The sequence below is a fragment of the Lysobacter korlensis genome, assembly GCF_042434515.1.
This window is the reverse complement of sequence record NZ_JBHLTG010000001.1, coordinates 1,622,212-1,643,431: the sequence shown is the minus strand read 5'-3', so window position 1 is coordinate 1,643,431 and position 21,220 is coordinate 1,622,212. Positions and strand designations below refer to the sequence as shown.

18 protein-coding genes and 4 tRNA genes are annotated in these 21,220 nt (G+C 67.7%); 5 read left to right on the top strand and 17 right to left on the bottom strand.

All coding sequences use genetic code 11. From position 1 onward, the window contains the following. Positions 1–77 precede the first annotated feature (77 nt). From aroA to ACFFGH_RS07715, 5 genes are all read right to left on the bottom strand, one after another. Positions 78–1,385, bottom strand: a complete 1,308-nt coding sequence (gene aroA / locus ACFFGH_RS07735) for a 3-phosphoshikimate 1-carboxyvinyltransferase (protein WP_386666636.1) — start codon at positions 1,383–1,385, stop codon at positions 78–80. Next, positions 1,382–2,557: a histidinol-phosphate transaminase gene (hisC, locus tag ACFFGH_RS07730; protein ID WP_386666634.1), complete on the bottom strand. Its 1,176-nt coding sequence runs from the start codon at positions 2,555–2,557 to the stop codon at positions 1,382–1,384. The genes aroA and hisC overlap by 4 nt, the downstream gene beginning before the upstream one ends. Continuing rightward, positions 2,554–3,687, bottom strand: a complete 1,134-nt coding sequence (gene pheA / locus ACFFGH_RS07725; protein WP_386666631.1) for a prephenate dehydratase — start codon at positions 3,685–3,687, stop codon at positions 2,554–2,556. The genes hisC and pheA overlap by 4 nt, the downstream gene beginning before the upstream one ends. Position 3,688: 1 nt before the next feature. Continuing rightward, positions 3,689–4,774, bottom strand: a complete 1,086-nt coding sequence (serC, locus tag ACFFGH_RS07720) for a 3-phosphoserine/phosphohydroxythreonine transaminase (RefSeq protein ID WP_386666628.1) — start codon at positions 4,772–4,774, stop codon at positions 3,689–3,691. Between the two features lie 363 nt (positions 4,775–5,137). Beyond that, complete coding sequence (locus ACFFGH_RS07715; protein WP_386666625.1) at positions 5,138–6,028, bottom strand: FHA domain-containing protein; 891 nt, start codon at positions 6,026–6,028, stop codon at positions 5,138–5,140. 9 nt (positions 6,029–6,037) lie between these two features. Here ACFFGH_RS07715 and ACFFGH_RS07710 point away from each other — a divergent pair, with 9 nt between their 5' ends. Together ACFFGH_RS07710 and ACFFGH_RS07705 are read left to right on the top strand one after the other, a co-directional pair. Further along, positions 6,038–6,280, top strand: a complete 243-nt coding sequence (locus ACFFGH_RS07710; RefSeq protein ID WP_386666623.1) for a polyhydroxyalkanoic acid system family protein — start codon at positions 6,038–6,040, stop codon at positions 6,278–6,280. A 65-nt stretch (positions 6,281–6,345) separates the two neighbouring features. Beyond that, a complete protein-coding gene (locus ACFFGH_RS07705) occupies positions 6,346–7,335 on the top strand; it encodes a restriction endonuclease (RefSeq protein ID WP_386666621.1) in 990 nt (329 codons plus the stop codon). A gap of 86 nt (positions 7,336–7,421) precedes the next feature. Here the strand turns inward: ACFFGH_RS07705 and ACFFGH_RS07700 are convergent, their stop codons facing one another. Then, positions 7,422–8,072, bottom strand: coding sequence for a response regulator (locus tag ACFFGH_RS07700; protein WP_386666618.1), 651 nt, complete (start codon positions 8,070–8,072; stop codon positions 7,422–7,424). 85 nt (positions 8,073–8,157) lie between these two features. Between ACFFGH_RS07700 and ACFFGH_RS07695 the strand changes: the two genes are divergently transcribed. The 3 genes from ACFFGH_RS07695 (at position 8,158) to arsC (ending at position 10,725) form a co-directional block, all read left to right on the top strand. Further along, entirely contained in the window at positions 8,158–9,693 is a 1,536-nt protein-coding gene (locus tag ACFFGH_RS07695; protein ID WP_386666615.1) for an MASE1 domain-containing protein, read from the top strand. 158 nt (positions 9,694–9,851) lie between these two features. Continuing rightward, a tRNA-Val gene (locus ACFFGH_RS07690) sits at positions 9,852–9,926 on the top strand. A gap of 445 nt (positions 9,927–10,371) precedes the next feature. Then, positions 10,372–10,725 carry an arsenate reductase (glutaredoxin) gene (gene arsC, locus ACFFGH_RS07685; RefSeq protein ID WP_386666612.1) on the top strand — a complete coding sequence of 118 codons (354 nt, stop codon included), beginning with the start codon at positions 10,372–10,374 and terminating at the stop codon, positions 10,723–10,725. 68 nt (positions 10,726–10,793) lie between these two features. Here arsC and ACFFGH_RS07680 read toward each other — a convergent pair. From ACFFGH_RS07680 to ACFFGH_RS07630, 11 genes are all read right to left on the bottom strand, one after another. Then, positions 10,794–10,880: transfer RNA gene (locus ACFFGH_RS07680), tRNA-Leu, on the bottom strand. 289 nt (positions 10,881–11,169) lie between these two features. Beyond that, positions 11,170–11,243: transfer RNA gene (locus ACFFGH_RS07675), tRNA-Cys, on the bottom strand. A 104-nt stretch (positions 11,244–11,347) separates the two neighbouring features. Continuing rightward, a tRNA-Gly gene (locus ACFFGH_RS07670) sits at positions 11,348–11,423 on the bottom strand. A gap of 130 nt (positions 11,424–11,553) precedes the next feature. Beyond that, on the bottom strand, positions 11,554–12,126 hold the full coding sequence (gene pgsA, locus ACFFGH_RS07665) for a CDP-diacylglycerol--glycerol-3-phosphate 3-phosphatidyltransferase (RefSeq protein WP_386666609.1): 573 nt from the start codon (positions 12,124–12,126) through the stop codon (positions 11,554–11,556). Then, positions 12,123–13,988 (bottom strand): excinuclease ABC subunit UvrC, encoded by a 1,866-nt coding sequence (gene uvrC, locus ACFFGH_RS07660; RefSeq protein ID WP_386666606.1) that lies wholly within the window; start codon positions 13,986–13,988, stop codon positions 12,123–12,125. The genes pgsA and uvrC overlap by 4 nt, the downstream gene beginning before the upstream one ends. A gap of 165 nt (positions 13,989–14,153) precedes the next feature. Next, a complete protein-coding gene (kdsB, locus tag ACFFGH_RS07655) occupies positions 14,154–14,930 on the bottom strand; it encodes a 3-deoxy-manno-octulosonate cytidylyltransferase (RefSeq protein ID WP_386666604.1) in 777 nt (258 codons plus the stop codon). Beyond that, positions 14,927–15,967, bottom strand: coding sequence for a tetraacyldisaccharide 4'-kinase (gene lpxK / locus ACFFGH_RS07650; RefSeq protein WP_386666601.1), 1,041 nt, complete (start codon positions 15,965–15,967; stop codon positions 14,927–14,929). The genes kdsB and lpxK overlap by 4 nt, the downstream gene beginning before the upstream one ends. Next, positions 15,964–17,712, bottom strand: coding sequence for a lipid A export permease/ATP-binding protein MsbA (gene msbA, locus ACFFGH_RS07645; protein ID WP_386666599.1), 1,749 nt, complete (start codon positions 17,710–17,712; stop codon positions 15,964–15,966). Before msbA ends, lpxK begins: the two co-directional genes overlap by 4 nt. Then, positions 17,709–18,143: an ExbD/TolR family protein gene (locus ACFFGH_RS07640; protein WP_386666596.1), complete on the bottom strand. Its 435-nt coding sequence runs from the start codon at positions 18,141–18,143 to the stop codon at positions 17,709–17,711. The genes msbA and ACFFGH_RS07640 overlap by 4 nt, the downstream gene beginning before the upstream one ends. A 3-nt stretch (positions 18,144–18,146) precedes the next feature. Then, positions 18,147–18,824, bottom strand: a complete 678-nt coding sequence (locus tag ACFFGH_RS07635; RefSeq protein WP_386667431.1) for a MotA/TolQ/ExbB proton channel family protein — start codon at positions 18,822–18,824, stop codon at positions 18,147–18,149. A gap of 29 nt (positions 18,825–18,853) precedes the next feature. Next, the gene (locus ACFFGH_RS07630; protein WP_386666594.1) at positions 18,854–21,217 is read right to left on the bottom strand and encodes a DNA internalization-related competence protein ComEC/Rec2; all 2,364 of its coding nucleotides are present in this window, start codon (positions 21,215–21,217) and stop codon (positions 18,854–18,856) included. Positions 21,218–21,220 lie beyond the last annotated feature (3 nt).

The following is a 21,220-nucleotide window of genomic DNA, read 5'->3' as shown; positions in this document are numbered from 1 at the left end:
GGCGCGCGCGATCCAAACGCGGACCGGGCGACGTCAGACGCTAACCGTAAGTTCTGACAGTACCGCCGCGCGCTGCATCAGCCCTCGACATGATCCAGCGCGAACCCGCACCGCTGCGCCAAGCCCACGAAGCCCGGGAACGAGGTCGCGACATTCGCCACATCGCCGATCCGCACTTCCTGTGAAGCGCGCTGCGCGGCAATGGCCAGGCTCATCGCGATGCGATGGTCACCGTGGCTATCAACCCGCCCGCCCCGGATCACGCCGCCCTCGATCACGGCCCCGTCAGGCGTCTCTTCGATCGAGACGCCGAGTGCGCGCAGCCCCGTCGCCATCGTCGCGATGCGATCGGATTCCTTGACGCGCAGTTCGGCTGCGCCGCGCACGACCGTCCGGCCGCTTGCGCAGGCCGCGGCGACGAACAACGCGGGAAACTCGTCGATCATGTCGGGCACGAGCTCGACCGGCACTTCAATGCCGTGAAGCGGCGCATACCGGACGAGCAGATCGGCGACGGGCTCGCCGCCCTGCTCGCGAGCCGCACGCTCGGTGATGTCCGCGCCCATCGCGCGCAACGCGGCTAGCAAACCGGTGCGGCGGGGATTCATGCCGACCGCCTCGATGCACAGCTCAGAGCCGGGAATGACGCTGGCAGCCACGAGGAAGAACGCCGCCGACGAAAAGTCCGCGGGCACGTCGACTTCGGTACCGGTCAGCCGGTGGCCACCGGAAAGCTCGGCGAAACCGGGACGGAACTCGATCGGCCAGCCGAACGCTGCCAGCATGCGCTCGGTGTAGTCGCGGGTGGGATGCGGCTCGGTCACGCGGGTGACGCCATCGGCATACAGCCCCGCCAGCAGAACCGCGGACTTAACCTGCGCGCTTGCGACCGGAAGCACGTAATCGATGCCGCGCAGCGCCTGCCCGCCGGCAATGTGCAGCGGAGGCAGCCCCTCCTGCGAAGTGACCGATGCCCCCATCCGCTCCAGCGGCTCGATCACTCGTTTCATCGGCCGCTTGGACAGCGAAGCATCACCGGTCAGCGTGCTGCCGAACGCCTGCCCAGCGAGCACGCCGGCGAGCAGCCGCATGCCAGTGCCGGCATTACCGCAGTCGAGCGGGCCGGTCGCGCCGCGCAGCCCTTGCAGGCCCACACCCCGGATGACGCGTTCGCTTTCGCTGGGCGCCTCGACGGACACGCCGAGCTGCTCGAACACCTTCGCAGTCGCACGTGTGTCTTCGCCTTCGAGGAAGCCACGCACGTGCGTGGTGCCCTCGGCGAGCGCGCCGAGCATGACGGCACGGTGCGAGATCGACTTGTCACCCGGCACGCGCACGCGCCCTTGCAGCGGCGAACCGGGCCGCGCGATCCAGTCACGACTCATGCCAGCACCTCGTCCAGCGCCGCCAGCAGGCGCCGGTTGTCCTCGCTGTTACCCACGCTGATGCGCGAGTAACGGTGGAGCCCATAGCCGCGCATCGGCCGCAGCACGACGCCGCGCTCGAGCAGCGCGGATTCGATGCGGGCCGTGTCGTCGCCGAACTCCACCAGCAGAAAGTTCGTCTGCGACGGAAGCACCCGCAGCCCACGCGAGGCCAGCGCTTCAGCCAGCTGCGCGCGTTGCTCCGCGTTGCGCGCGCATGTCCCTTGGAGGTGCGCCTCGTCGGCAAGTGCCGCTTCGCAAGCGGCGAGTGCCGGCCCGCTGACGTTAAAGCTCTCGCGCACGCGCTCCATGACCGCGACCAGGCCAGGCGCTGCAAGCAGGTACCCAACGCGAAGCCCTGCCAGTCCGTAGCCCTTGCTGAAAGTGCGGGTGATGACAAGGTTCGGGTGTCTGGCCAGCAGCGGACGTGCGTCGGTCGCGGCTCCGGTATCGGCCATCTCCGCGTAGGCCTCGTCCATCACGACGATCACGTGCGCAGGCACGCCCTGCAGAAACGTTGCAAAGCGCTCGCGCGCGAACCAGGTGCCGGTGGGATTGTTCGGGTTGGCCAGGTACACCAGCCGCGTCGCGGGCGTAATCGTCTGCGCTATCGCATCGAGGTCATGGCCCAAGGGCATCCCGGCGTCGAGCGGAAGCGCCGGGACGACGCGAGAGGTGGCGCCGGCCGCCTGCGTCGCAATTGCGAAAACGGCGAATCCGTACTGCGAAAACACCACCTCATCGCCGGGCCCGGCGAACACCTGTGCAAGCTGCATCAGCAGCTCGTGCGAGCCATTGCCGAGCAGAATGTTGTCGACACCGATCCCGTGCCGCCCGGCCAGCGCACGCTTCAGCGCGCCACCACGCGGGTCCGGATACCGATGCAGCGAGCTCAACTCGCTAACGATCGCATCGCGTGCAGCAGGCGACGGTCCGTAAGGGTTTTCGTTCGAGCCCAGCTCCACCAGCGCGGCCTCACCGAAGCGCTGGCGCAACGCGACCAGGTCGTGTCCGGGGTCGTAGGCGCGCAGATGACGAATCGCCGGCTGCGCGCGCTCGGCGAACCACGCTTCGTCGAACCCGACCTGCTGCGCATCGGAGCCGGTTGCGCCGCCCCGCCCGACTGCGCTCATGCGATCGCCACCGGATAGGAACCGAGCACTTTCACTTCGCGTGCAAACGCGGCGAGCTCGTCGATCGCGGCACGCATCGCGTCCTCGTCCACGTGGCCGCTCACATCGATGAAGAACGCGTACTGCCAACGGCCGGTGTGGCCGGGCCTGGACTCGATGCGATTCATGCTGAGGCCGTGGCGCGCGAACGGTGCAAGCACGTGGTGCAGCGCACCCGGCTGATCGTTGATGAAGACCAGCAGGGACGTACGGTCGTTACCCGACGTCGGAAACAGCTCGCGTCCGAGCACCAGGAAGCGCGTCGTGTTGTCGGGCCGGTCCTCGATCGGCCCCGCCACGATCTTCAGCCCGTAGACGTTCGCCGCGCTGGCGCCCGCGATTGCGGCGGCGTCGTCCGCGCTGCGTGCGCGGCGAGCGGCCTCGGCGTTGCTGGCCACCGGGATGGTCTCCGCCTTCGGCAAGTACTGGCGCAGCCAGGCCTTGCACTGTGCGAACGACTGCGGATGCGAGTACACGCGCTCGATGTCCTCGATGCGCCCGCCACGCGAGAGCAGATGCTGGTGAATCCTCAACTCCACCTCGCCGCAGATTTTCAGCGACGAGGTCAGGAACATGTCGAGCGTCGACTGGATCGTGCCCTGCGTCGAGTTCTCGACCGGCACAATGCCGAAGTCCGCACTTCCGCTCTCGACCTCCTGGAACACCTCTTCGATGCTCGACAGCGGCAGGCCATGGATCGAGTGACCGAAGTGTTTGAATACCGCCTGCTGCGAATGCGTCCCCTCGGGCCCGAGGAAGCCGATCTTCAACGGCTCCTGCTGTGCCAGGCAGGCGGACATGATCTCGCGGAACAGCCGCACGAGCACTTCGTCGCTGAGCGGCCCTTCGTTGCGGTCGACCACTCGGCGCAGTACCTGCGCCTCGCGTTCGGGCCGGTAGTAATCGACTGCGGCGGCGAGCTTGCCCTTCGCACGGCCGACCTGCCCGGCGAAACGGGCACGTTCGGCGATCAACTGCTGGATGTGCCGGTCGATTCCATCGATGCGCTCACGGAGCTCCGACAGATCGACCGCGGATGAGTCGCCATCGCCCGCTTCGGGGATCAGCGCAGGCACGATCTTGTCAGCCATTTCAGCCGTGCCTCCGTGCGAAATCGCCCATGAAGTCGACGAGTGCCTGTACGCCCGCCTCCGGCATGGCGTTGTAGATCGACGCACGCATGCCACCGAGCACGCGATGGCCCTTCAATGCGAGCAGGCCGGCTGCCTTGGACTCCGACAGAAACGCGGCATTCAGCACGTCGTCGTGCAGGAAAAACGGAACGTTCATGCGCGAACGCGCCCCGAAGGCGACTTCGTTGCGATAGAAACCGCCTGATCCGTCGATCGCCTGGTAGAGCAGCGCAGCCTTTCGCGCATTGCGCCGTGCGAACTCCTCCACGCCGCCCTCGTCGAGCATCCAGCGGAATACAAGGCCGGCGAGGTACCAGTTCCAGGTCGGTGGCGTATTGAGCATCGATTCGCCCCGCACATGCGCGCGGTAGTCGAGGATCTCCGCGCGCGGCTGGCCGCTGCGTTCGAGCAGGTCGCGACGGATGATCAGCACGCTCACGCCAACCGGGCCCAGGTTCTTCTGCGCGCCCGCGTAGAGCACACCGAAGCGCGACACGTCGAGCGGGGCTGACGCGATCGACGAGCTGAAATCACCGATCAGTGCCGCGCCGTCCACGTCGGGCACGTCATGGAACTCGACGCCATGGATCGTCTCGTTCGCCGTGTAATGCACGTATGCCGCGTCAGGCGACAGAGTCCAGCTGGACGGCGGTGGGACGTCGCGAAAGCCGGACTCCTCGCTGGTCGCCGCGATCCGCGGGTCGACATACGGGCGCACCTGCTTGAGGGCGGTCTTGCTCCAATGCCCGCTCAGCACGTAATCCACCGCCTGGCCCGGGTCGGCGAAGTTCAGTGCGATCAGCGCCTGTGCGGTCGTTGCACCGCCGGCGAGAAACAGCACTGCGTAGTCGTCCGGAATCGAGATCAGCTCGCGCAGGTCCGCTTCGGCTTGCGCCGCAACGCGCATGAACTCGGGGCCGCGGTGGCTGATCTCGATGATCGACGCGCCCATGCCGTTCCAGTCGAGCAGCTCGTCGCGCGCCTGCTGCAGCACCGGTTCGGGCAGGGTTGCAGGGCCCGCACTGAAGTTGAATACCCGCGGCATCGAAGGCTCCCGTGATGGACGCACGAGTATGCCGCAGCGCAGCAGGTGTAGCTGCTGTCGGTGACTGCGCCCTAAGGCCGAAGCGTTCTGCACTTATGCATGAGGTTGCCCGATGTTTGTGGGCTAGCCGGACGCATCTGACGGCGCCGTGGCGACGGGAGAGAACGCTTGAGCGCCGCAGTAAACGGCCCCGGCAGAAGCCTCACTCGGCACCGCGCTGCGCCACGTGGCTGGCGCGTTGTCATGAGCCGGGCACCGCACGCGGTCGGGCGGGCTGCTAGCACGTCGCACATGGCGTTCGAAGCTACCCGCGTGCGCGATGGACGCCGTTCGCGCATCGTTTCGGGAGCCCGCGGCAGCGGTTCAGCGCGCTCCGTACAGCAGCAGGAGCGCAAGCGCGGCCGACAGCATCAGCGCCGCGAGCAGCAGCCAGGGGATGCGCCAGACGCGCGACCTCGACGGTAGAGGCGTCGACTCGGGCTCCGGGTCGACGACTTCCTCGGCCTCGGGCCGCCGCCGGTCGCCGGCGGGGCTGGCGGACTCCAGAACGAAACGGTGGCTGCCGATGACGAGCTGATCCGCTGCACGCAGCATCGCACTGCGCACCGCGTGCCCATTGACGAGGCTGCCAGTCGTCGAGCCGAGGCCATGCAGGGCGATGCCGTCACCAGCGGGCTCCAACCTCGCGTGGTGATCGGCGATGGCGGGCCCGTCGATCCGCACGGCACAGTCGCGCGCGCGGCCAATCATCAGCGGACGATCGAGCGCAAAGCATCGACCATGGTTGAGTCCACCGACCCCACGCAGGACGATCCGGGAGTCCGCGTTGCCGTCGGCTTCGCCCGTGGGTGACAGGCCGCTCGGGCGATCGGCGACCAGCAGCAACTCGACACCATCGACGAACACCCCGTCACCCGCCCGCAGCATCGCCATCTTCCGAACAGGCCGGCCGTTGACATGTACGCCGCGCACACCTTCGCGCACCTGCAACCACGCGCCTCGCCTGTCAACGCAGAACTGCAGGCTGGCATCAGCGCGCGCCACCGGCCCCGGGCGACCGTCGACCGCGCGGCCGACCGGATGCACGCCCGCATCGAGGACGAGGTCGGCCGGCTCGCTGTCTGGAAATCGCAGTCTCAGGGCATTCACGCGGCCGCAATCTAGCATGATATGCACCAGGTCCCGCGTGCCCAGCCGTCGCAGGCACTCAGCATTTCTCCCGGAGGTTCCATGTCGCACATCGACATCCGTCACGCCCACTCGATGCCGCCGCCGCAGGCACGCCACGCAGTGCAGGAAGTTGCGGAGATGCTGGCGCAGCGTTTTGGCGTCGAGTACGGCTGGGACGGCGACGTGCTGAACTTCAATCGCGCGGGCATCGACGGTCACATCGCGCTGCTGCCGCAGGAATTGCATGTTCGCGCGCAGCTCGGCTTCATGCTGTCGATGATGAAGGGCTCGATCGAGAGCGAAATCCGCCGCGTACTGTCCGAGCGGTTCCACTGAGCCGGAGGACGCGCCGCGTTCTGCAGGCGCTATAGTCCCGCCCTGCCCACGGATGCGCGAACGGAATGCCTGAAATCAGTCCCGTCCTGACGGCCGTCATCGTCACACTGATCGTCGGCACGGTCGCATCGTTGCTGGTGCGCCTCGTCTATCGGCGCCGCTACATGGCGGCAGCAGGCATCCGCGCGCTGGCGGCGATGCGCTGGCGCGAGTTCTCGCAGTTCGTTATCACCGCATTGCAGGCCCAGGGTTTCGAAGCTGCGCCGCTCAAGGACGGGGGCTCGTCCCGGGACCCTTCGGACCTCCTGCTGACCCGTGACAACCGGTCGTGGCTGCTGACGTGCAGGCAATCGCCCGAATACCGCGTAGCCGCCAAGCAGGTCGAGGAGATGTCCCAGGCCGTTCGGAGGCGCGGTGCGTCCGGCGGCGTCATCGCGACACTGGGGCGCGTCGATCGCTCGGTCCCACGTGCGCCCGAGCGCATCGAGCTGATCGATGGCCGCGGCCTGTGGGATCTGATCGCCCCCCTGCTGCCGCCCGGGCTGCATGAGCACCTGACCGAACAGGCTCAGAGCCGGGAGCGCAGGACGCTTGCGATCGCCTGGGTCTCGGCACTCGGGCTCGGGATCCTGGTCGCCCTGGCCGTAGGGCTGCTTCGCACCACACCCGAAGCAGCCACGGCACCCGAAGCGGCTGTGGAGCAGGCTGCGCCCGCGGCGCCCGGTACCGCGCCCCCGCAGGCCGTGACCACCGCTCCGTCCCCGGCCGCGCCCGACTCCGCGGCTGCTCCGCCAGCCTCCGCACCCGGCGGCGATGACGAAGCGACCCGGCTGCAGGTGCTCGAGGCCGTCAATACGGTCGCCGGCGTCAACCGCGCCGTCTGGTCAAGCCGGTCGACACTGCTTGTGATCCTCGAATCGGAAACCAGCAATCCGCGGCCTGGCATCTGTTCGATACTCGAACGCTACGAAGCGTTGCGTGCATCACGGATCCAGTTCCAGCCGCCCTCGGGCAGCTCCGCCGCCGTGCGGTTTGCCCAATGCAGGCTCTACTGAGCAACTGACCGAGTTGTGTTCGGCAGGGGCGTCGGTGCAGCCCCCCGCGTGATGACTGCCGGCTGGCAATGCCGCGCAAAGCAGCCTCAGTCGGGCTCGATCAGGCCACGCTGGATCGCGAACTTCCTCAGCGCCAGGTCCGAACTGAAACCAAGCTTGTTGTAGATGCTCGCGCGGTGCGCGTATGCGGTTTTCGGGTTGATGCCGATCGTCGATGCTACGCGCGCGACCGAATGCCCGCGGGCAAGCAGCAACAGCACCTGTGCCTCGCGCTGGGTGAGCTGCGGCACCTCCGCCAGGAGGGAGTCGCTTTGCGGCGCACTGTCCCGGGAATTATCGTCGGATCCAAAGTACGACTCGCCGCGGCGCACGGCCTGGATGGCGAGGAGAATCTCTTCGGGATGGGAGCTCTTGCTGACAAATGCACGCGCCCCCGCCGACCGCGCCTCGTGCATGTAGAGCGGACCGCTGTGCATGCTGAGCACGACAATCGGCAACCCGGGCCGCTGCGCAAGCAGGTGCCGGATCATCACCAACCCGTCTCCATCGGGCAGTGAAAGGTCGAGGATGAGCAGGTCGAAGGACGTGGTCAGCATCAGCGCCGCGAGTTCCTTCGCAGTGCCGGCCTCTGCCGCGACTTCCAGATCGGACTCCATGTCCAGCAGCTGACGAAACCCCGTGCGTACAATGGGGTGATCGTCGACCAGAACGATTCGTAAAGGCGGCATGGACTCCATGCAAGCAACTCAGCTGCCGGAGAGTACACCCCGGCTCACCCACCCCGGTCGATCAGAAAATATCTGGCTTGCGTTGAATGGGCTGGTGTGGTTGGCCCTGCACGCCATCTCAACACCGTTCTGGTTCCTGCCAGCAGGCCTGCGCCTCGCCACGCTGATCGTTCTACCCCGCCACCTCTGGTGGCGCATGGCCGTCGTGGAGTGGATCGCTGCGGCGATCATGGTCGAGTCCCGATGGAACCTCACATCCCCGCTGGCGTACGTGTGTGCGCTCGTAACGCCGTGGCTGATCTACGCAGCCTTCGTGCGTGTCTGCGGCAGACGCACCTCGACGGTGATGACCCCCTTGTGGATGGGGCGGCAACTTGCGGTCGGCGCCATGGCCGCGCTCTGCAACGGTCTCGCGCTGACCGCGGTGGTGATGCTCAACGGCTTGGATCCGCAGTACGGGCCAGAACGGATTCTCGGCTATGCGATCGGAGACTTCGTTGGCATCGTGATGGTCGGGCCGCTGGTCTTCGTACTCAGGGAGCATTGGCTTGACCGCTCGCGCGACTGGGGCCTCTCGCTTGCGCACGGTCTGGTGCTGATTCCAATCGCGGTGCTGCTCGGTGCACTCGCACTGTCAGCCAGCCTCGGCACGCACTATCCGATGCTGCTCGCTGCGATTCCGATGCTCTGGATCGCACATCACCACGGCTGGAGACCTGCCGCGATCGCGCTCGGGCTGATTGCCGTCGGGGTCGGACTGGGCCACGTACTCCACGTACCGTTACAACTCGACTACCGAGCCGGGCAGATCGAGCTGTTGGCTGGACTGCTCGGTGCCGCGTCGCTGCTGCTGGCATCCAACGCGGATGCGGTGCGGATCCAAGGCGCCGCGGTGCGGACGTTGAACCAGCGCCTATGGGCTCAGGCGCAGGAACTCCGGGCGGCCGCAACGCGACTGGCATCGCAGCAGGAGCACGAACGCCGCCACCTCGGCGCGGAGCTCCATGACGCGCTCGGCCAGGACATGACCGCGATTGCGACGCGCCTGCGCCTGCTCCAGCGACGCGCAGCCGGCAGCGGCCTGGACGGCGAGCTCGAAGATCTCCGCGCGCTCGTTAGCACCGCGCACGCCCATCTGCGTGATGCGATCAACCACCTGCATCCAGTCAGCCTCACCCGGTTCGGTCTCGTTCGCGCGCTGACCTTGGGCCCTGTCGCCGAGATGGCGCGAAGCGCAGGCGTGCGTTACCAATGCCTGATCGAAGGGCCGGTTGCTCAGTTGCCGACGGACATCGCCACGATGCTTTACCGCATCAGCCAGGAAGCAGCGACGAACGCAGTCAGGCACGGTTGCGGCGGATTCCTGCAGATCGAGATCATCCTCGAGCCCAACGACGGGGGCGGAGAACTCGCGTTACGCATCACCGATCATGCGGGCGAGCTGGAAGTACCAGCCGAACGCTTGGGGCACGGGCTGCAGAGCATTCGCGATCGTGCGGATGCACTGGGCGCGGCATACCGCTTCAACCCACGCTCCGGCCTGCCACGGCACTGGCTGCAGATGCGGGTCGCGGCACTCGAGCCGGCAGTCGAAAGCGGCGAAGGCAGCGGCAAGACGCTCACCTCATGAGAGCGTCCCGTCAGTGCGCGGGGTCTCGGCTCCCCGTGGTGTGCGGGGCGCACCGGATAAGCGCGCCACAGGCATTTCCACCCTACCGCGGCGCTCGATTCTTGGGCGACGTGCTTGCATGGCACCTCGACGCATGCGCTATACTTCGCGCCCCATTCGGGCGGTTAGCTCAGCGGTAGAGCATTGCCTTCACACGGCAAGGGTCGCAGGTTCGAACCCTGCACCGCCCACCAGATCTCGCACAGGCCGGACTTTCCGGCCTGTTTGCGTTCAAGGGGCCGAATCGAAGCTTCGCGGCGGCGTGCTCATCCCGGAGCAAGCGTTCCGGCCCGGGTATTGGCGTCTTGCCGAGTGCGCGACGGGTGCCAGCCATTGCGCTCGAATCCGCGTGCCGGACCGACCGGCGCGCTGTCCGACACCAGTCACATGGCGCATGCGCTACGCGGCTGCGCTCCGGGCAGATGGGCGTGACAGCCATCTCTTTGCGACGGCCAGCGGAGACTCAGTGCATGTGCAACGCAGGCGCCCCGCGGCCGGCCCGACTTGCGCAGACGGCAGCGCCTCGCGCCACACGGCTATCCGCTACGAGCCGAACGGCGGAGCACCGGAACACTCTCGGGGTTCGACTGAGCGTTCGGCCGGCTGCATCATGGGCTCCCGACCGAATGCAGGGCTCCCATGTCGACCAGCCGTCTCTATTACAACCCCCGCTGTTCGAAGTGTCGCACCGCACTTGATCTACTCAAGGCGCGCGGCGTCGAACCCGATGTGGTCGAGTACCTGGAAGCTCCGCCCACTGCCGCTGGGCTGCGCGAAATACTCACGGCTCTGGGCGTCGGGCCGAGGTCGCTGTTGCGGACGGACGAGCCGGAATATTCGTCGCTGGCGCTCGATCGTGACGGCCTCGGCGATGACGAGCTGATCGACGCGATGAGCGCGAATCCGCGGCTGATTCAGCGCCCAATATTCGTGCATGGGGAGCGGGCGGTTATCGGTCGCCCCGCGGAGCGGGTGCTCGATCTGCTGGACTGATTGTGCGGCGCGCTAGGCGCCTTGGAACCGCCGCAGGCCGCCGCCTTGGAACTGCAGCCTGCGACGCGTGGTGCCCGGAGCCGGAGTCGAACCGGCATCGCCTTGCGGCGGGCGGATTTTAAGTCCGCTGCGTCTACCGATTCCGCCATCCGGGCCGATCGGCACGCCATAGCTTACGCCAGGCCATCAGGCATTGAACTAACTGCAGTGCCGCAGGCGAAAGCGTCGCAAGAACACGCGCGCCCGCCCGCACGCGGTGCCACGTCGAAGGGCGGCGCACGCGCGTCGTAAGGGCGTCCATGGCCGGTCGCTAACGCTCAGTTGTGGCGCGCGATTGGCAGCTCCGCAATCTGCGGTCAGAGCAACTCCGCTGCAGCGATCAGGGCGACGGATTTCGCCGTAAGTAGACAAAAAAAACGCCCCGCTGAGCGGGGCGCTGACAACTGGAGGCCGAGGTCGGAATTGAACCGGCGTACGCGGATTTGCAGTCCGCTGCATAACCACTCTGCCACCCGGCCGGTGACTGTCCCGCAAGGATAATCCGTGCGGAGGCGATTGCCATCGCCTGAAAAAACAAAACCCCGACTCGCGGGGTTTTGTCCTAGGGGAGACCCCTTGAATCTGGAGCGGGAAACGAGACTCGAACTCGCGACCCCGACCTTGGCAAGGTCGTGCTCTACCAACTGAGCTATTCCCGCAGAAGAAGCGACATTTTAGGGGTGAACTCGAAAGTGTCAACACTTTTTGAATTCACCGGATCACTGCGCTGCCTGTGATCCATTCCCCGAACATCACACCGGGCGATCAACGATCGCGTCCGGCGCCGCGCTATTTTAGCGGCTCAGCTTCATTACGCAAGGCCGGCCACGCTGCGCGCAGGTAAGCGAAGCCCGACCACAGCGTCAGCAGCGCGGCCGCAGCCAGCAGCCACTCGCCGACAACGAACACATCAAGGCCCAGCAGCGGGGTCTGATAGAGCAGCCCGATCAGCGCGACCATCTGCACGATGGTCTTGATCTTGCCAACCGCAGCCACCTTTACGCGTGCGCGCTGGCCGATCTCGGCCATCCATTCGCGCAATGCGGACACCGCGATCTCGCGCCCGACGATCACGGCTGCCCATACGGTCATCCAGATCGTCGGATGCTTCTGCACGATCAGCAGCAGGGCGATCGCGACCATGAGTTTGTCGGCGACCGGATCAAGGAACGCGCCAAATGCGGAAAACTGGTTGAAGCGGCGCGCGATCCAGCCATCGAGCCAGTCGGTCAGCGACGCGAGGGCGAAGACGAACGCAGCGGCGAAGTTCGTCCACTTGAAAGGCAGGTAGAAAACGACCACGAGCACCGGGATCAGCACGATCCTCAGCAGGGTCAGCATCGTGGGTACAGTCAACTTCATTCAGTGCTCCGCTGGGCGCCCGGCGGACGGGCAGGCACGCCGGTCTCCAGGCCGTGAAGGGTCGCATAGATCCGCTCGGCCAACGCCTGGTTGATGCCCTCCACCCGCGAGATTTCCTCCACACCGGCGCCCTTAAGACCCCCGAGGCCGCCGAAGTGCTTGAGAAGCGCCGCGCGCCGGCGCGGACCGATACCTGCGATGTCCTCGAGCCGGCTCGTCGTGCGCGCCTTCTGGCGCTTACCGCGATGGCCGGTGATCGCAAACCGGTGGGCTTCGTCGCGCACCTGCTGGATCAGCTGGAGTGCCGGCGAGTCCGCGCCCGGGCGCACCGCCCGGCCGTCAGGCAGCAGCAGTTCCTCGTCGCCCGGTCGTCGCGCGGGGCCCTTCGCCACGCCGACCAACGACACCCCGGTCACGCCGAGCTCGTCGAGCACCGCCCTCGCCTGCGCCACCTGTCCCGCTCCGCCGTCGATCAGCAGCACGTCGGGCACGACCCCGTTCTCATCGACCGCGCGCTTGAACCGGCGGTGGATCGCCTGGTGCATTGCGGCGTAGTCGTCACCGGGCTTGATGCCGGTAATGTTGTAGCGACGGTACTGTCCGCGCACGGCGCCTTCGGCGTTGAACACCACGCACGAAGCAACCGTTGCCTCACCCATCGTGTGGCTGATGTCGAAACATTCGGTCCGGCCGGGCACGTCGGCAAGGCCGAGCAGATCGCGCAGCGCTTCGACGCGCGCTTTCTGGGCGGAATGACTGGTGAGCTCGCCGGCGAGCGCGAGTTCGGCGGTGCGACGCGCGATGTCGAGGTATCCGGACCGCTCTGCGCGCACGTTGTGGCGTATCTGCACCTTGCGGTCGCTTGAGCGGCTCAGTGCCTCTTCGATCATCTCGCGATCAGGGATATCGCGATCCAGCACGATTTCCTTCGGCGGGTTCTGGTCGATGTAGAACTGCGAGACGAACGCGGCGAGCACCTCGGCAGGGTTGTCGCTGCCGTTCGTCTTCGGAAAAAACGCGCGCGTGCCGAGGTTGCGCCCGTCGCGGAACGCGAGCAGCAGCACGCAGGCCGCGGAACCCTGCATCGCCACCGCAAGCACATCGAGATCCGCCGCACGTCCATCGACGTACTGGCGCGCCTGCAGGGTCCGGATCGACGAGACCAGGTCGCGCAGCCGCGCGGCTTCTTCGAAGTCGAGACGCTCGCTCGCGGCTTCCATCGAACGCCCGAGCTCGTTGGTCAACTCGTCGCTGCGACCTTCGAGCAGCAGCGTCGCGCGCCGCACACTCTCGGCGTACTCGCGCGCGGGCACCAGGCCGACGCACGGCGCACTGCAACGCCCGATCTGGTGCTGCAGGCACGGTCGCGAGCGATTGCGGAATACGCTCTCCTCGCAGCTGCGCAGCTTGAACAGCTTGTGCATGAGGTTGAGCGTCTCGCGCACAGCGCCAACGCTCGCATACGGACCGAAGTAACGTGCCGGCGTCGTGCGCGGACCGCGGTGGGTGCCGATGCGCGGCCAAGGCTCGTTGGTCATCAGGACGTACGGGTAGCTCTTGTCATCCCGAAGCAGCACGTTGTAGCGCGGCTTGAGCGACTTGATGAGCTCGTTCTCGAGGATCAGCGCCTCGGCCTCGGTGCGCGTGACGGTGACCTCCATGCGCGCGATCTGCGACACCATCGAGGTGATCCGCGCAGACTTCGGCGAGGCGTTGAAGTAGCTCGAGACCCGGTTCTTGAGCGCGCCGGCCTTCCCGACGTAGAGCACGCTGTCGTCGGCGGCGAACATCCGGTACACGCCCGGCGCGGTGCTGAGCGTGCGGACGAACGCCTTGCCGTCGAACTCGGGCGCCGCGCTCATCGACGCAATCCTGCGATCGCGCCGACGCGCATGTCGTCGCACGGGATGGCTTGGGCGGTGGAGCGGGCGAGCGGCAGGGCGGACACGGGCATCGGCGCGTGGGATTGGGCCGATTATGGGCCAGTGCAAGCTTCAGCCTGTGAGCGCTGCCTGACGCTCGGCGTTTCAGCCTGCGGAGATCCTGGCTTCGGCGCGCGCGAGGTCCTCAGGGGTGTCGACCCCGGGCGGAAACGGCGCGGGCGTCGGCGCAACGGCGATGCGGAAGCCTGCTTCGAGCACGCGCAACTGCTCGAGCGATTCGATCGACTCGAGCAGGCCGGGTGGCATTGACGCGAAACGCTGCAGGAACCCGGCCCGGTACGCGTATATGCCGATGTGGCGCAGCCAGGTGCCGGCCTCATGCGCCGGCAGCTGCGTGCGATCGCCGGCAAACGCGTCACGCGGCCAAGGGATCGGCGCGCGGCTGAAATAGAGGGCGTCGCCGTGCGCGTTACGCACGAGCTTGACCGCGTTCGGATCGAACAGCATTTCGGCGTCTTCGATCGGCGCAGCGAGCGTCGCCATCTCAGCGCCCGAGCCGGCGAGCAGCGACGCGACCGCGCGGATCCCTTCGGCCGGGGCGAACGGCTCGTCGCCCTGCAGATTGACGACGATCGTGTCGGCGCTCCAGCCGGCGACCCGCGCGCATTCGGCCAGGCGGTCGGTGCCGGATGCGTGCGCGCTGGAGGTCATCGCGACGCGTACGCCGCTGCCCTCGAGCGCCTCGGCGATACGCGAATCGTCGGCGGCAACCCAGACCTCACGCGCCCCGGCTGCCAACGCGCGACGCGCGACATGGCGGACCAGGGGCTCGCCGGCTAGCAGGCGCAGCGGCTTGCCGGGCAGGCGCGTCGCGGCGTATCGCGCGGGAATCGCAACGACGAAATCAACTGGCTCTGTCATGCGGTTGTCCCGGTGGGGCGCAGCGGCAGCTGGCGCAGGCGTTCGGTCAGCGAGATCCAGAATCCCTCGGGCAGCGCCGCGCGGACCGGCACGCTGAAGCAGCGCTCGATCGGAAAGCCCGAGCTGCGCGACGCGGGAATCTTCACCGCGTCCTTCTCGGTCATCAGCACCGGCAACGGGCTACCGAACGCGAAATCCTGCGGCTCGTAGGCGTGGTGGTCAGCAAACGCGTGTGGCACCACGCCGATGCCGAACCCGCGCAGCATCGAGAAAAACCGCTCCGGATCGCCGATACCGGCCACGGCATGCACGCGGCGGCCGGCGAGCGATTCCAGCGCCTGGGGCCGACCACCGCCAAGCGGGACGATCTGCTCGGCATGCAACCGCATCGGCCATTCGCCGAAGCCGCACTCGGTGCCTACCGCCTGCGGTGGCAGGTTGAGCACGCGGAAATCGCAGCGTTGCCCGCGCTCCGGCGGCTCGCGCAGCGGCCCCGCTGGCAGCAGCAGGCCGTTGCCGTAGCGCCGTCGCCCGTCGATGACCTCGATTTCGATATCGCGCGCAAGGCGGTAGTGCTGCAGGCCGTCATCGCAGACGACGAGGTTGCAGCCGGCCTGCACGAGCGCGGACGCGGCGGCGGCACGGTTGGCGTCGACCCGGACCGGCACGCGGGTCTGCCGGGCGATCAGCAGGGGCTCGTCACCGACGACCGCGGCATCGCTGCCGGCCTCGACCCAGTGGGCGCGCTTCATGTCGCTGCGACCGTAGCCGCGACTGGCGACGCCGGGCTTCCAGCCTTCCGCTCGCAGCCGCTCGACGAGTGCGACCGTCAGCGGCGTCTTGCCGGCGCCGCCGGCGGTGATGTTGCCCACCACGATCACGGGTACGCCCGGATGGGCCGCGCGCAGCCAGTGTCGGGCGAACATGCCGCGCCGGGTGGCGGCGACTGCGCCGTAGACACCGGCCAGCGCGCGCGCGAAGCGCGGTACCACCGCGTCGCCATACCAGTAGCGTGGAGGCGCGTCGTGCCGGCTCATGTTGTCTCGTGGAACTGCATACGGTGCAGGTGTGCGTACAGTCCGGCGCGATCGAGCAGCTCGGCGTGCGTGCCCTGCTCCACGATGCGGCCCTGGTCGAGCACCAGCACCTGGTCGGCGTGCTCGATCGTCGACAGCCGATGCGCGATGACCAGCGTCGTGCGGTCGGGCATCAGCCGGTTCAGCGCGTCCTGGACCAGCCGTTCGGATTCGGTATCGAGCGCGGCGGTGGCTTCGTCGAGGATCAGGATCGGCGCGTCCTTGAGCATTGCGCGTGCAATCGCCAGGCGCTGGCGCTGCCCGCCCGAGAGTCGCCCGCCCTTGCTGCCGATGCCCGTGTCGAGGCCGCTGGGCAGCTTTTCGACGAATTCCATCGCGTTCGCGCCCTGCACCGCGCGCTCCAGCTGCGTCCGGTCGGAATGCTGCAGCTCGCCATAGGCAACGTTATCGGCCACCGTGCCGTCGAACAGCATCACCTGCTGGCCGACCAGTGCGATCTGGCGACGCAGGTCGGCAAGCGGGTAGTCCCGCAACGGCTGGCCGTCGAGCAGGATCTCACCCGCTTCCAGATCGTAGAACCGCGGAATCAGCTTGATCAGGGTGGACTTGCCGCTGCCCGATCGGCCGACGATCGCGGTGACGGTGCCGGGCCGCGCAACGAAGCTCACGTCGCACAGTGCGGGCGCCGGCTGGCCCGGGTAGCGAGCAGTGACGCCGCGGAACTCGAGCAATCCCTGCGCGCGGCTCAGCGGCACCGAGCCCGAATCGGGCTCGTCGTCGGCGTCGAGAACGGAGAAAAGCCGCTCGGCCGATGCCACGCCGCGCTGGAGCATTCCCTGCACATTGGTCAGCTGTTTGAGCGCCGGGATGATCGCCATCATCGCGACCATCAAGGACACGAAGCCGCCCGCCGTAAGCCGCCCCGCGATCGCTTCGCGACCGGCAAAAAACAACAACAGCGCGAGGCCGATCGCGCCCATGAGCTGCACGAGCGCGGACGACACGCTGCGCGTGGCCTCGACCTTCATGCTCAGGCGAAGGTTGGTGTTCGCGAGTTCCGTGTAGCGTCCGAGTTCGGCGCCCTGAGCGCCATACACCTTGACGTCGTGCTGGTTCGACAGCGCCTGGTCGGCTGCATGCAGCAAATGGCCGCCGCTTTCCTGGATGCGGTGGCTGATGGCGCGGTAGCGACGGCCGACCTTGTCCATGACCCAGGCCAGCGGCGGCCCCAGCAGGAAGATCGCAAGCGTCACGCGCCAGCTGTAATACAGCATCACCGCGAGCGAGCCGATCACCTGGAGCGACTGCTGAACCATCACGCGCAATGCGTCAATCGCGGCCTGCGACACCTGGTCGCTGTCCGAGCCCAGGCGGATCAGCATCGACGACACCGGCTCGGAATCGAAACGCGGCCCGGGCAATCGCAGGTACTTCTCCAGCACGCCGACTCGCATGTCACGCGCGATGCTGCGGCCGGCCTTTGCCATGCGCGTGTCGGCAACGAAGCCCGCAATGCCACGCACGACGAACAGCCCGACGATCGCCGCGGGCAGCCACAGGTCGACGCCGGCATCGGCCTCGTCGAACGTGTCGTCGATGACCGGCTGCATCATCCAGGTGAACGCCGCGCCGGCCGCAGCCTCGATGAGCATGCCGATCGCAGCAAACCCGAGAAGGACGCGGTAGCGGTGGGCGAAGCCGAGCAGACGACGATAGGTCTGCCACGGCGAGACAGCTGGCGTCACGGAGCCGGCCCGCCCGCCGGCGCCGGTGGCGCGGTCGCGATCGTGACGCGGCGGAAGCCCAGCTGGCCGAGTGCCTCGTACGCGGTGACGACTGCCTGGTGCGGCGTGCGGGCGTCGGCGCGCAGCAAGACCTGGCGGTCGCGATCACCGCCAGCAACCTCAGCGAGGGTGGCTTTCAGCGACTCCACGTCGGTGCGCAGTACTTCACGGTCATCGACGAAATACCGGCCTTCGGCGTTCACCAGCACGCTCAGCTGGCCGGTCGTTTCTCCGGGCGCGCCGGCTGCGCGGGGCAGCTCGAGCTTGAGCCCCGAGCGCGCGTCGAAAGTCGCCGTGATCACAAAGAAAATGATCAGCACGAGGATGACGTCGATCAGCGGGACGAGGTTGATCTCCGGCTCGTCCGACGCGCGATTGTCGCGGATGCGCATGGATCAGCCCGCTGCGGCCGGCGAAGGCGCGGTCGTCGCGGCGCCGTGCCCGTTGCCGTTCCCACTGCGCGGTGCGGCGGCCTTCGGTTCGATGACATCGAGCAGCGCGATCGCTTCGTGTTCCATCTCGACGATGTAATCGCCGACGCGGCCACGGAACCAGCGGTGTGCAGCGAGTGCCGGGATCGCGACGATCATGCCAGTCGCGGTGCAGATCAGCGCCTTGCCGATGCCGCCGGCAAGCTGATTCACATCGCCAATGCCGTGATCGAGGATGCCGAGGAACATCTCGATCATGCCGACTACGGTGCCGAACAGCCCGAGCAGCGGACCGGCCGCGGCGATCGTGCCAAGCGTGTTGAGGTAGCGCTCCATGCGATGCACGAGGTGGCGCCCGACGTCCTCGATGCGTTCCCGGATCTGGTCACGCGGCCGATGCCGCACGTCGAGCGCAGCCGCCAGCAGCGCGCCGAGCGGCGCGGTCGCACGTAGCGATTCGATGTGGGTGGGATCGAGCTTGCCGCGGCTGGCCCAAGCGCGGACTTCCATCCCCAGGCCGGGTGGCAGCACCGCACTGCGGCGCAGCGTCCAGGCGCGTTCGACGATCAGCGCAAGCGCGAGTGCGGACAGCAGAAGCAGCGGAATCATCGGCCAACCGCCGGCCATTACCAGTTCCAGCACGGGTGCGACCTCGGCCAGCGGCCGTTCCATCAAGGCCGATAGGATAGCCCAGCGTCCATCGGGCCCGACCGCGCGACCGCATCCCAGAGACGCGGCTGTGCCTTGCGTCGCGTTTCGATGGAGATACCGTTAGCGGCGATCGACACGCGCAGCGCACCGCCGATCGCCGTGTCGTGTACCGCAGCCCCGGACTCGTGCCAGCGCGCTACGACCGCGGGCTTCGGGTGGCCGAACCGATTGCCGTGTCCGGACGAGACCAGCGCATGCTGCGCGCCCGTGGCACGGATGAACATGGGGTCCGACGAACCACCGCTGCCGTGGTGGGCGACCATGACGACGTCGGCCTTCACTCCGTCCGGCTCCCGACGCACGAGTTCGCGCTCGATGACTTCACCGATGTCGCCGGTCAGCAGTACGGCACCGTGCCGCGACTCGACCCGCACTACGCATCCCGCTTCGTTCCCGAGATAGGGAAAGTGCGGCGTCGGGTGCAGCACGCGGAACGTCACGCCATCCCACTGCCAGGTCTGCCCCGCAACGCAGGGCCGGCTGGCCTCGACGCCCGAGCCTTCAGGCGCAAGCGTCGAGTCCGACTGGACCGCGCGCCGGACCGCCGCCAGCCCACCGGCGTGGTCGCTGTCGCCATGGCTGACGATGGCCAGGTCGAGCCGCCCGATACCGAGCGCATGCAACGCCGGCACCACGGCGCGTTCGCCGGCGTCGAAGCCGTCGGGCACGGCAGGCCCCATGTCGTACAGCAGGCTGTGATTCGCCGTGCGCACCACAACCGCGAGGCCTTGGCCGACGTCGAGCACCTGCAGCTCGACCTCACCATGGGCCGGAAGTCGGCGATCGGGCCATAGCAGTGGCAGCCACAGCAGCAGCGCCAGCGGGCGTCCCGGGAGCCCACGCGGCATCAGCAGCCAGAACGCACCGATGATCGCGAGCGGAAGCGCGAACCAGCGGGCTTCCGGCAGCCACCACAGCGCGAGTGGCGCACTCGCGAGCCAGTCGAACATCGGCCAGCTCAGGTCGAAGCACCACGCCGCCAGTCGCCATGGCCACGCCCCCAGCCCTTCTATCAGCGATTCCGCGGCCAACCCGACCAGCGAGAGCGGCACGACGACCAGGCTCCACCAGGGCACAGCCACGAGGTTGGCGACGGGCCCGGCAAGTGATGCCTGCCCGAATAGCACTACGCCGACCGGCAACAGCCCGACCGTGGCGACACCCTGTGCGGAGACGAAGCTCCGCGCCAGCGCCGGTAAGCCCCGCTCGCCCGTGCCCGGCAGACACCACAGCAGCCATGCGACGCCGGCAAAGCTGAGCCAGAAGCCCGCCTGCAGCAGTGCAAGCGGATCGACGAGTACGACGGCGACCGCCGCAAGCGCCAGCGCCTGCGTGGCCGTCGCCGGGCGGCGCCAGACGCGTGCGCCCGCGACCGCGGCGATCATCAGTACCGTGCGGACGGTCGGAAGAGAGAAGCCCGCCGCCGCCGCATACAGCAGCGCCCCTGCGAACGCCGAGCCTGCCGCCAGTGCCGGCATCGGGCATCGGCGTGCGAGCGCGGGCACCAACCAGCCGAATGCGCGCGCGAGCAGCGCGAAGAAGCCGGCAACGAGGCCGACATGAAAACCCGAGATCGCGATCAGGTGGGTCAGCCCATTCGCCCGCAGCACATTCCAGTCAGTGTCGTCGAGGCCCCGCGTATCGCCGAGCGCGAGTGCGCGCACGAAGCGCGACGTCGTCGTCGGCGCGCTCGCGGCGATACGATCAGCCATGCCTTCCCGCCACGCTTCCAGCCCGGCAGCCGGGGCGAGACGCCGTGCGGTTGCCGGCGCATGTACGTAGCCGGTCGCGGCAATCCGCTGCGCGAGCGCATGCTTCTCGGCATCGGACCCGCCCGGATTGCGAAGCCCTCGCGGCGCGCGCGCCCGAATGCGCAAGGACCAGCGCTCTCCGGCCCGCAGCTCGGGTCGGGCTGCACTGCGCCCGTGCAGGTACCACGACAAGCGCACCGTGCGTCCTCGCAGCGCCGGCGCGGATTCCGCCGAGTCATCGACTTCGAAAAGGAAACCCGTGCGCCGCGGCTCATGGACCGGCAGGTCCACGACCGTACCCCTGACTAGCAGATCGGCACGATCGAGCCCACCCGGAAGCTGCAGGGCCAACCCATGGGCGGCATGCAAACCGGCCAGCATGAAGCCGGCAAGCAGCGCGCCGGCCCAGCGCCAGCGCGGCATTCGCACCCAGGCCAGCAGACCGGCCACCAGGCCGATCAGCGCGACGGGCCATGGCAGCAGCCACGGCAATAGAAGGCACGCGGTCGCGCCGCCGACCAGACCGGCGGCGGCTCCGACTCCAAACAGCGGCGTCCCTGCCGCGTCGCTCATCCG

What these genes read in the sequence shown, in the direction of transcription:
- aroA (WP_386666636.1), bottom strand. Translation starts at nt 1,385, where the DNA reads ATGAGTCGTGACTGGATCGCGCGGCCCGGTTCGCCGCTGCAAGGGCGC.
- hisC (WP_386666634.1), bottom strand. Translation starts at nt 2,557, where the DNA reads ATGAGCGCAGTCGGGCGGGGCGGCGCAACCGGCTCCGATGCGCAGCAG.
- pheA (WP_386666631.1), bottom strand. Translation starts at nt 3,687, where the DNA reads ATGGCTGACAAGATCGTGCCTGCGCTGATCCCCGAAGCGGGCGATGGC.
- serC (WP_386666628.1), bottom strand. Translation starts at nt 4,774, where the DNA reads ATGCCGCGGGTATTCAACTTCAGTGCGGGCCCTGCAACCCTGCCCGAA.
- ACFFGH_RS07710 (WP_386666623.1), top strand. Translation starts at nt 6,038, where the DNA reads ATGCCGCCGCCGCAGGCACGCCACGCAGTGCAGGAAGTTGCGGAGATG.
- ACFFGH_RS07705 (WP_386666621.1), top strand. Translation starts at nt 6,346, where the DNA reads ATGCCTGAAATCAGTCCCGTCCTGACGGCCGTCATCGTCACACTGATC.
- ACFFGH_RS07700 (WP_386666618.1), bottom strand. Translation starts at nt 8,072, where the DNA reads ATGGAGTCCATGCCGCCTTTACGAATCGTTCTGGTCGACGATCACCCC.
- arsC (WP_386666612.1), top strand. Translation starts at nt 10,372, where the DNA reads ATGTCGACCAGCCGTCTCTATTACAACCCCCGCTGTTCGAAGTGTCGC.
- pgsA (WP_386666609.1), bottom strand. Translation starts at nt 12,126, where the DNA reads ATGAAGTTGACTGTACCCACGATGCTGACCCTGCTGAGGATCGTGCTG.
- uvrC (WP_386666606.1), bottom strand. Translation starts at nt 13,988, where the DNA reads ATGAGCGCGGCGCCCGAGTTCGACGGCAAGGCGTTCGTCCGCACGCTC.
- kdsB (WP_386666604.1), bottom strand. Translation starts at nt 14,930, where the DNA reads ATGACAGAGCCAGTTGATTTCGTCGTTGCGATTCCCGCGCGATACGCC.
- lpxK (WP_386666601.1), bottom strand. Translation starts at nt 15,967, where the DNA reads ATGAGCCGGCACGACGCGCCTCCACGCTACTGGTATGGCGACGCGGTG.
- ACFFGH_RS07640 (WP_386666596.1), bottom strand. Translation starts at nt 18,143, where the DNA reads ATGCGCATCCGCGACAATCGCGCGTCGGACGAGCCGGAGATCAACCTC.
- ACFFGH_RS07630 (WP_386666594.1), bottom strand. Translation starts at nt 21,217, where the DNA reads ATGAGCGACGCGGCAGGGACGCCGCTGTTTGGAGTCGGAGCCGCCGCC.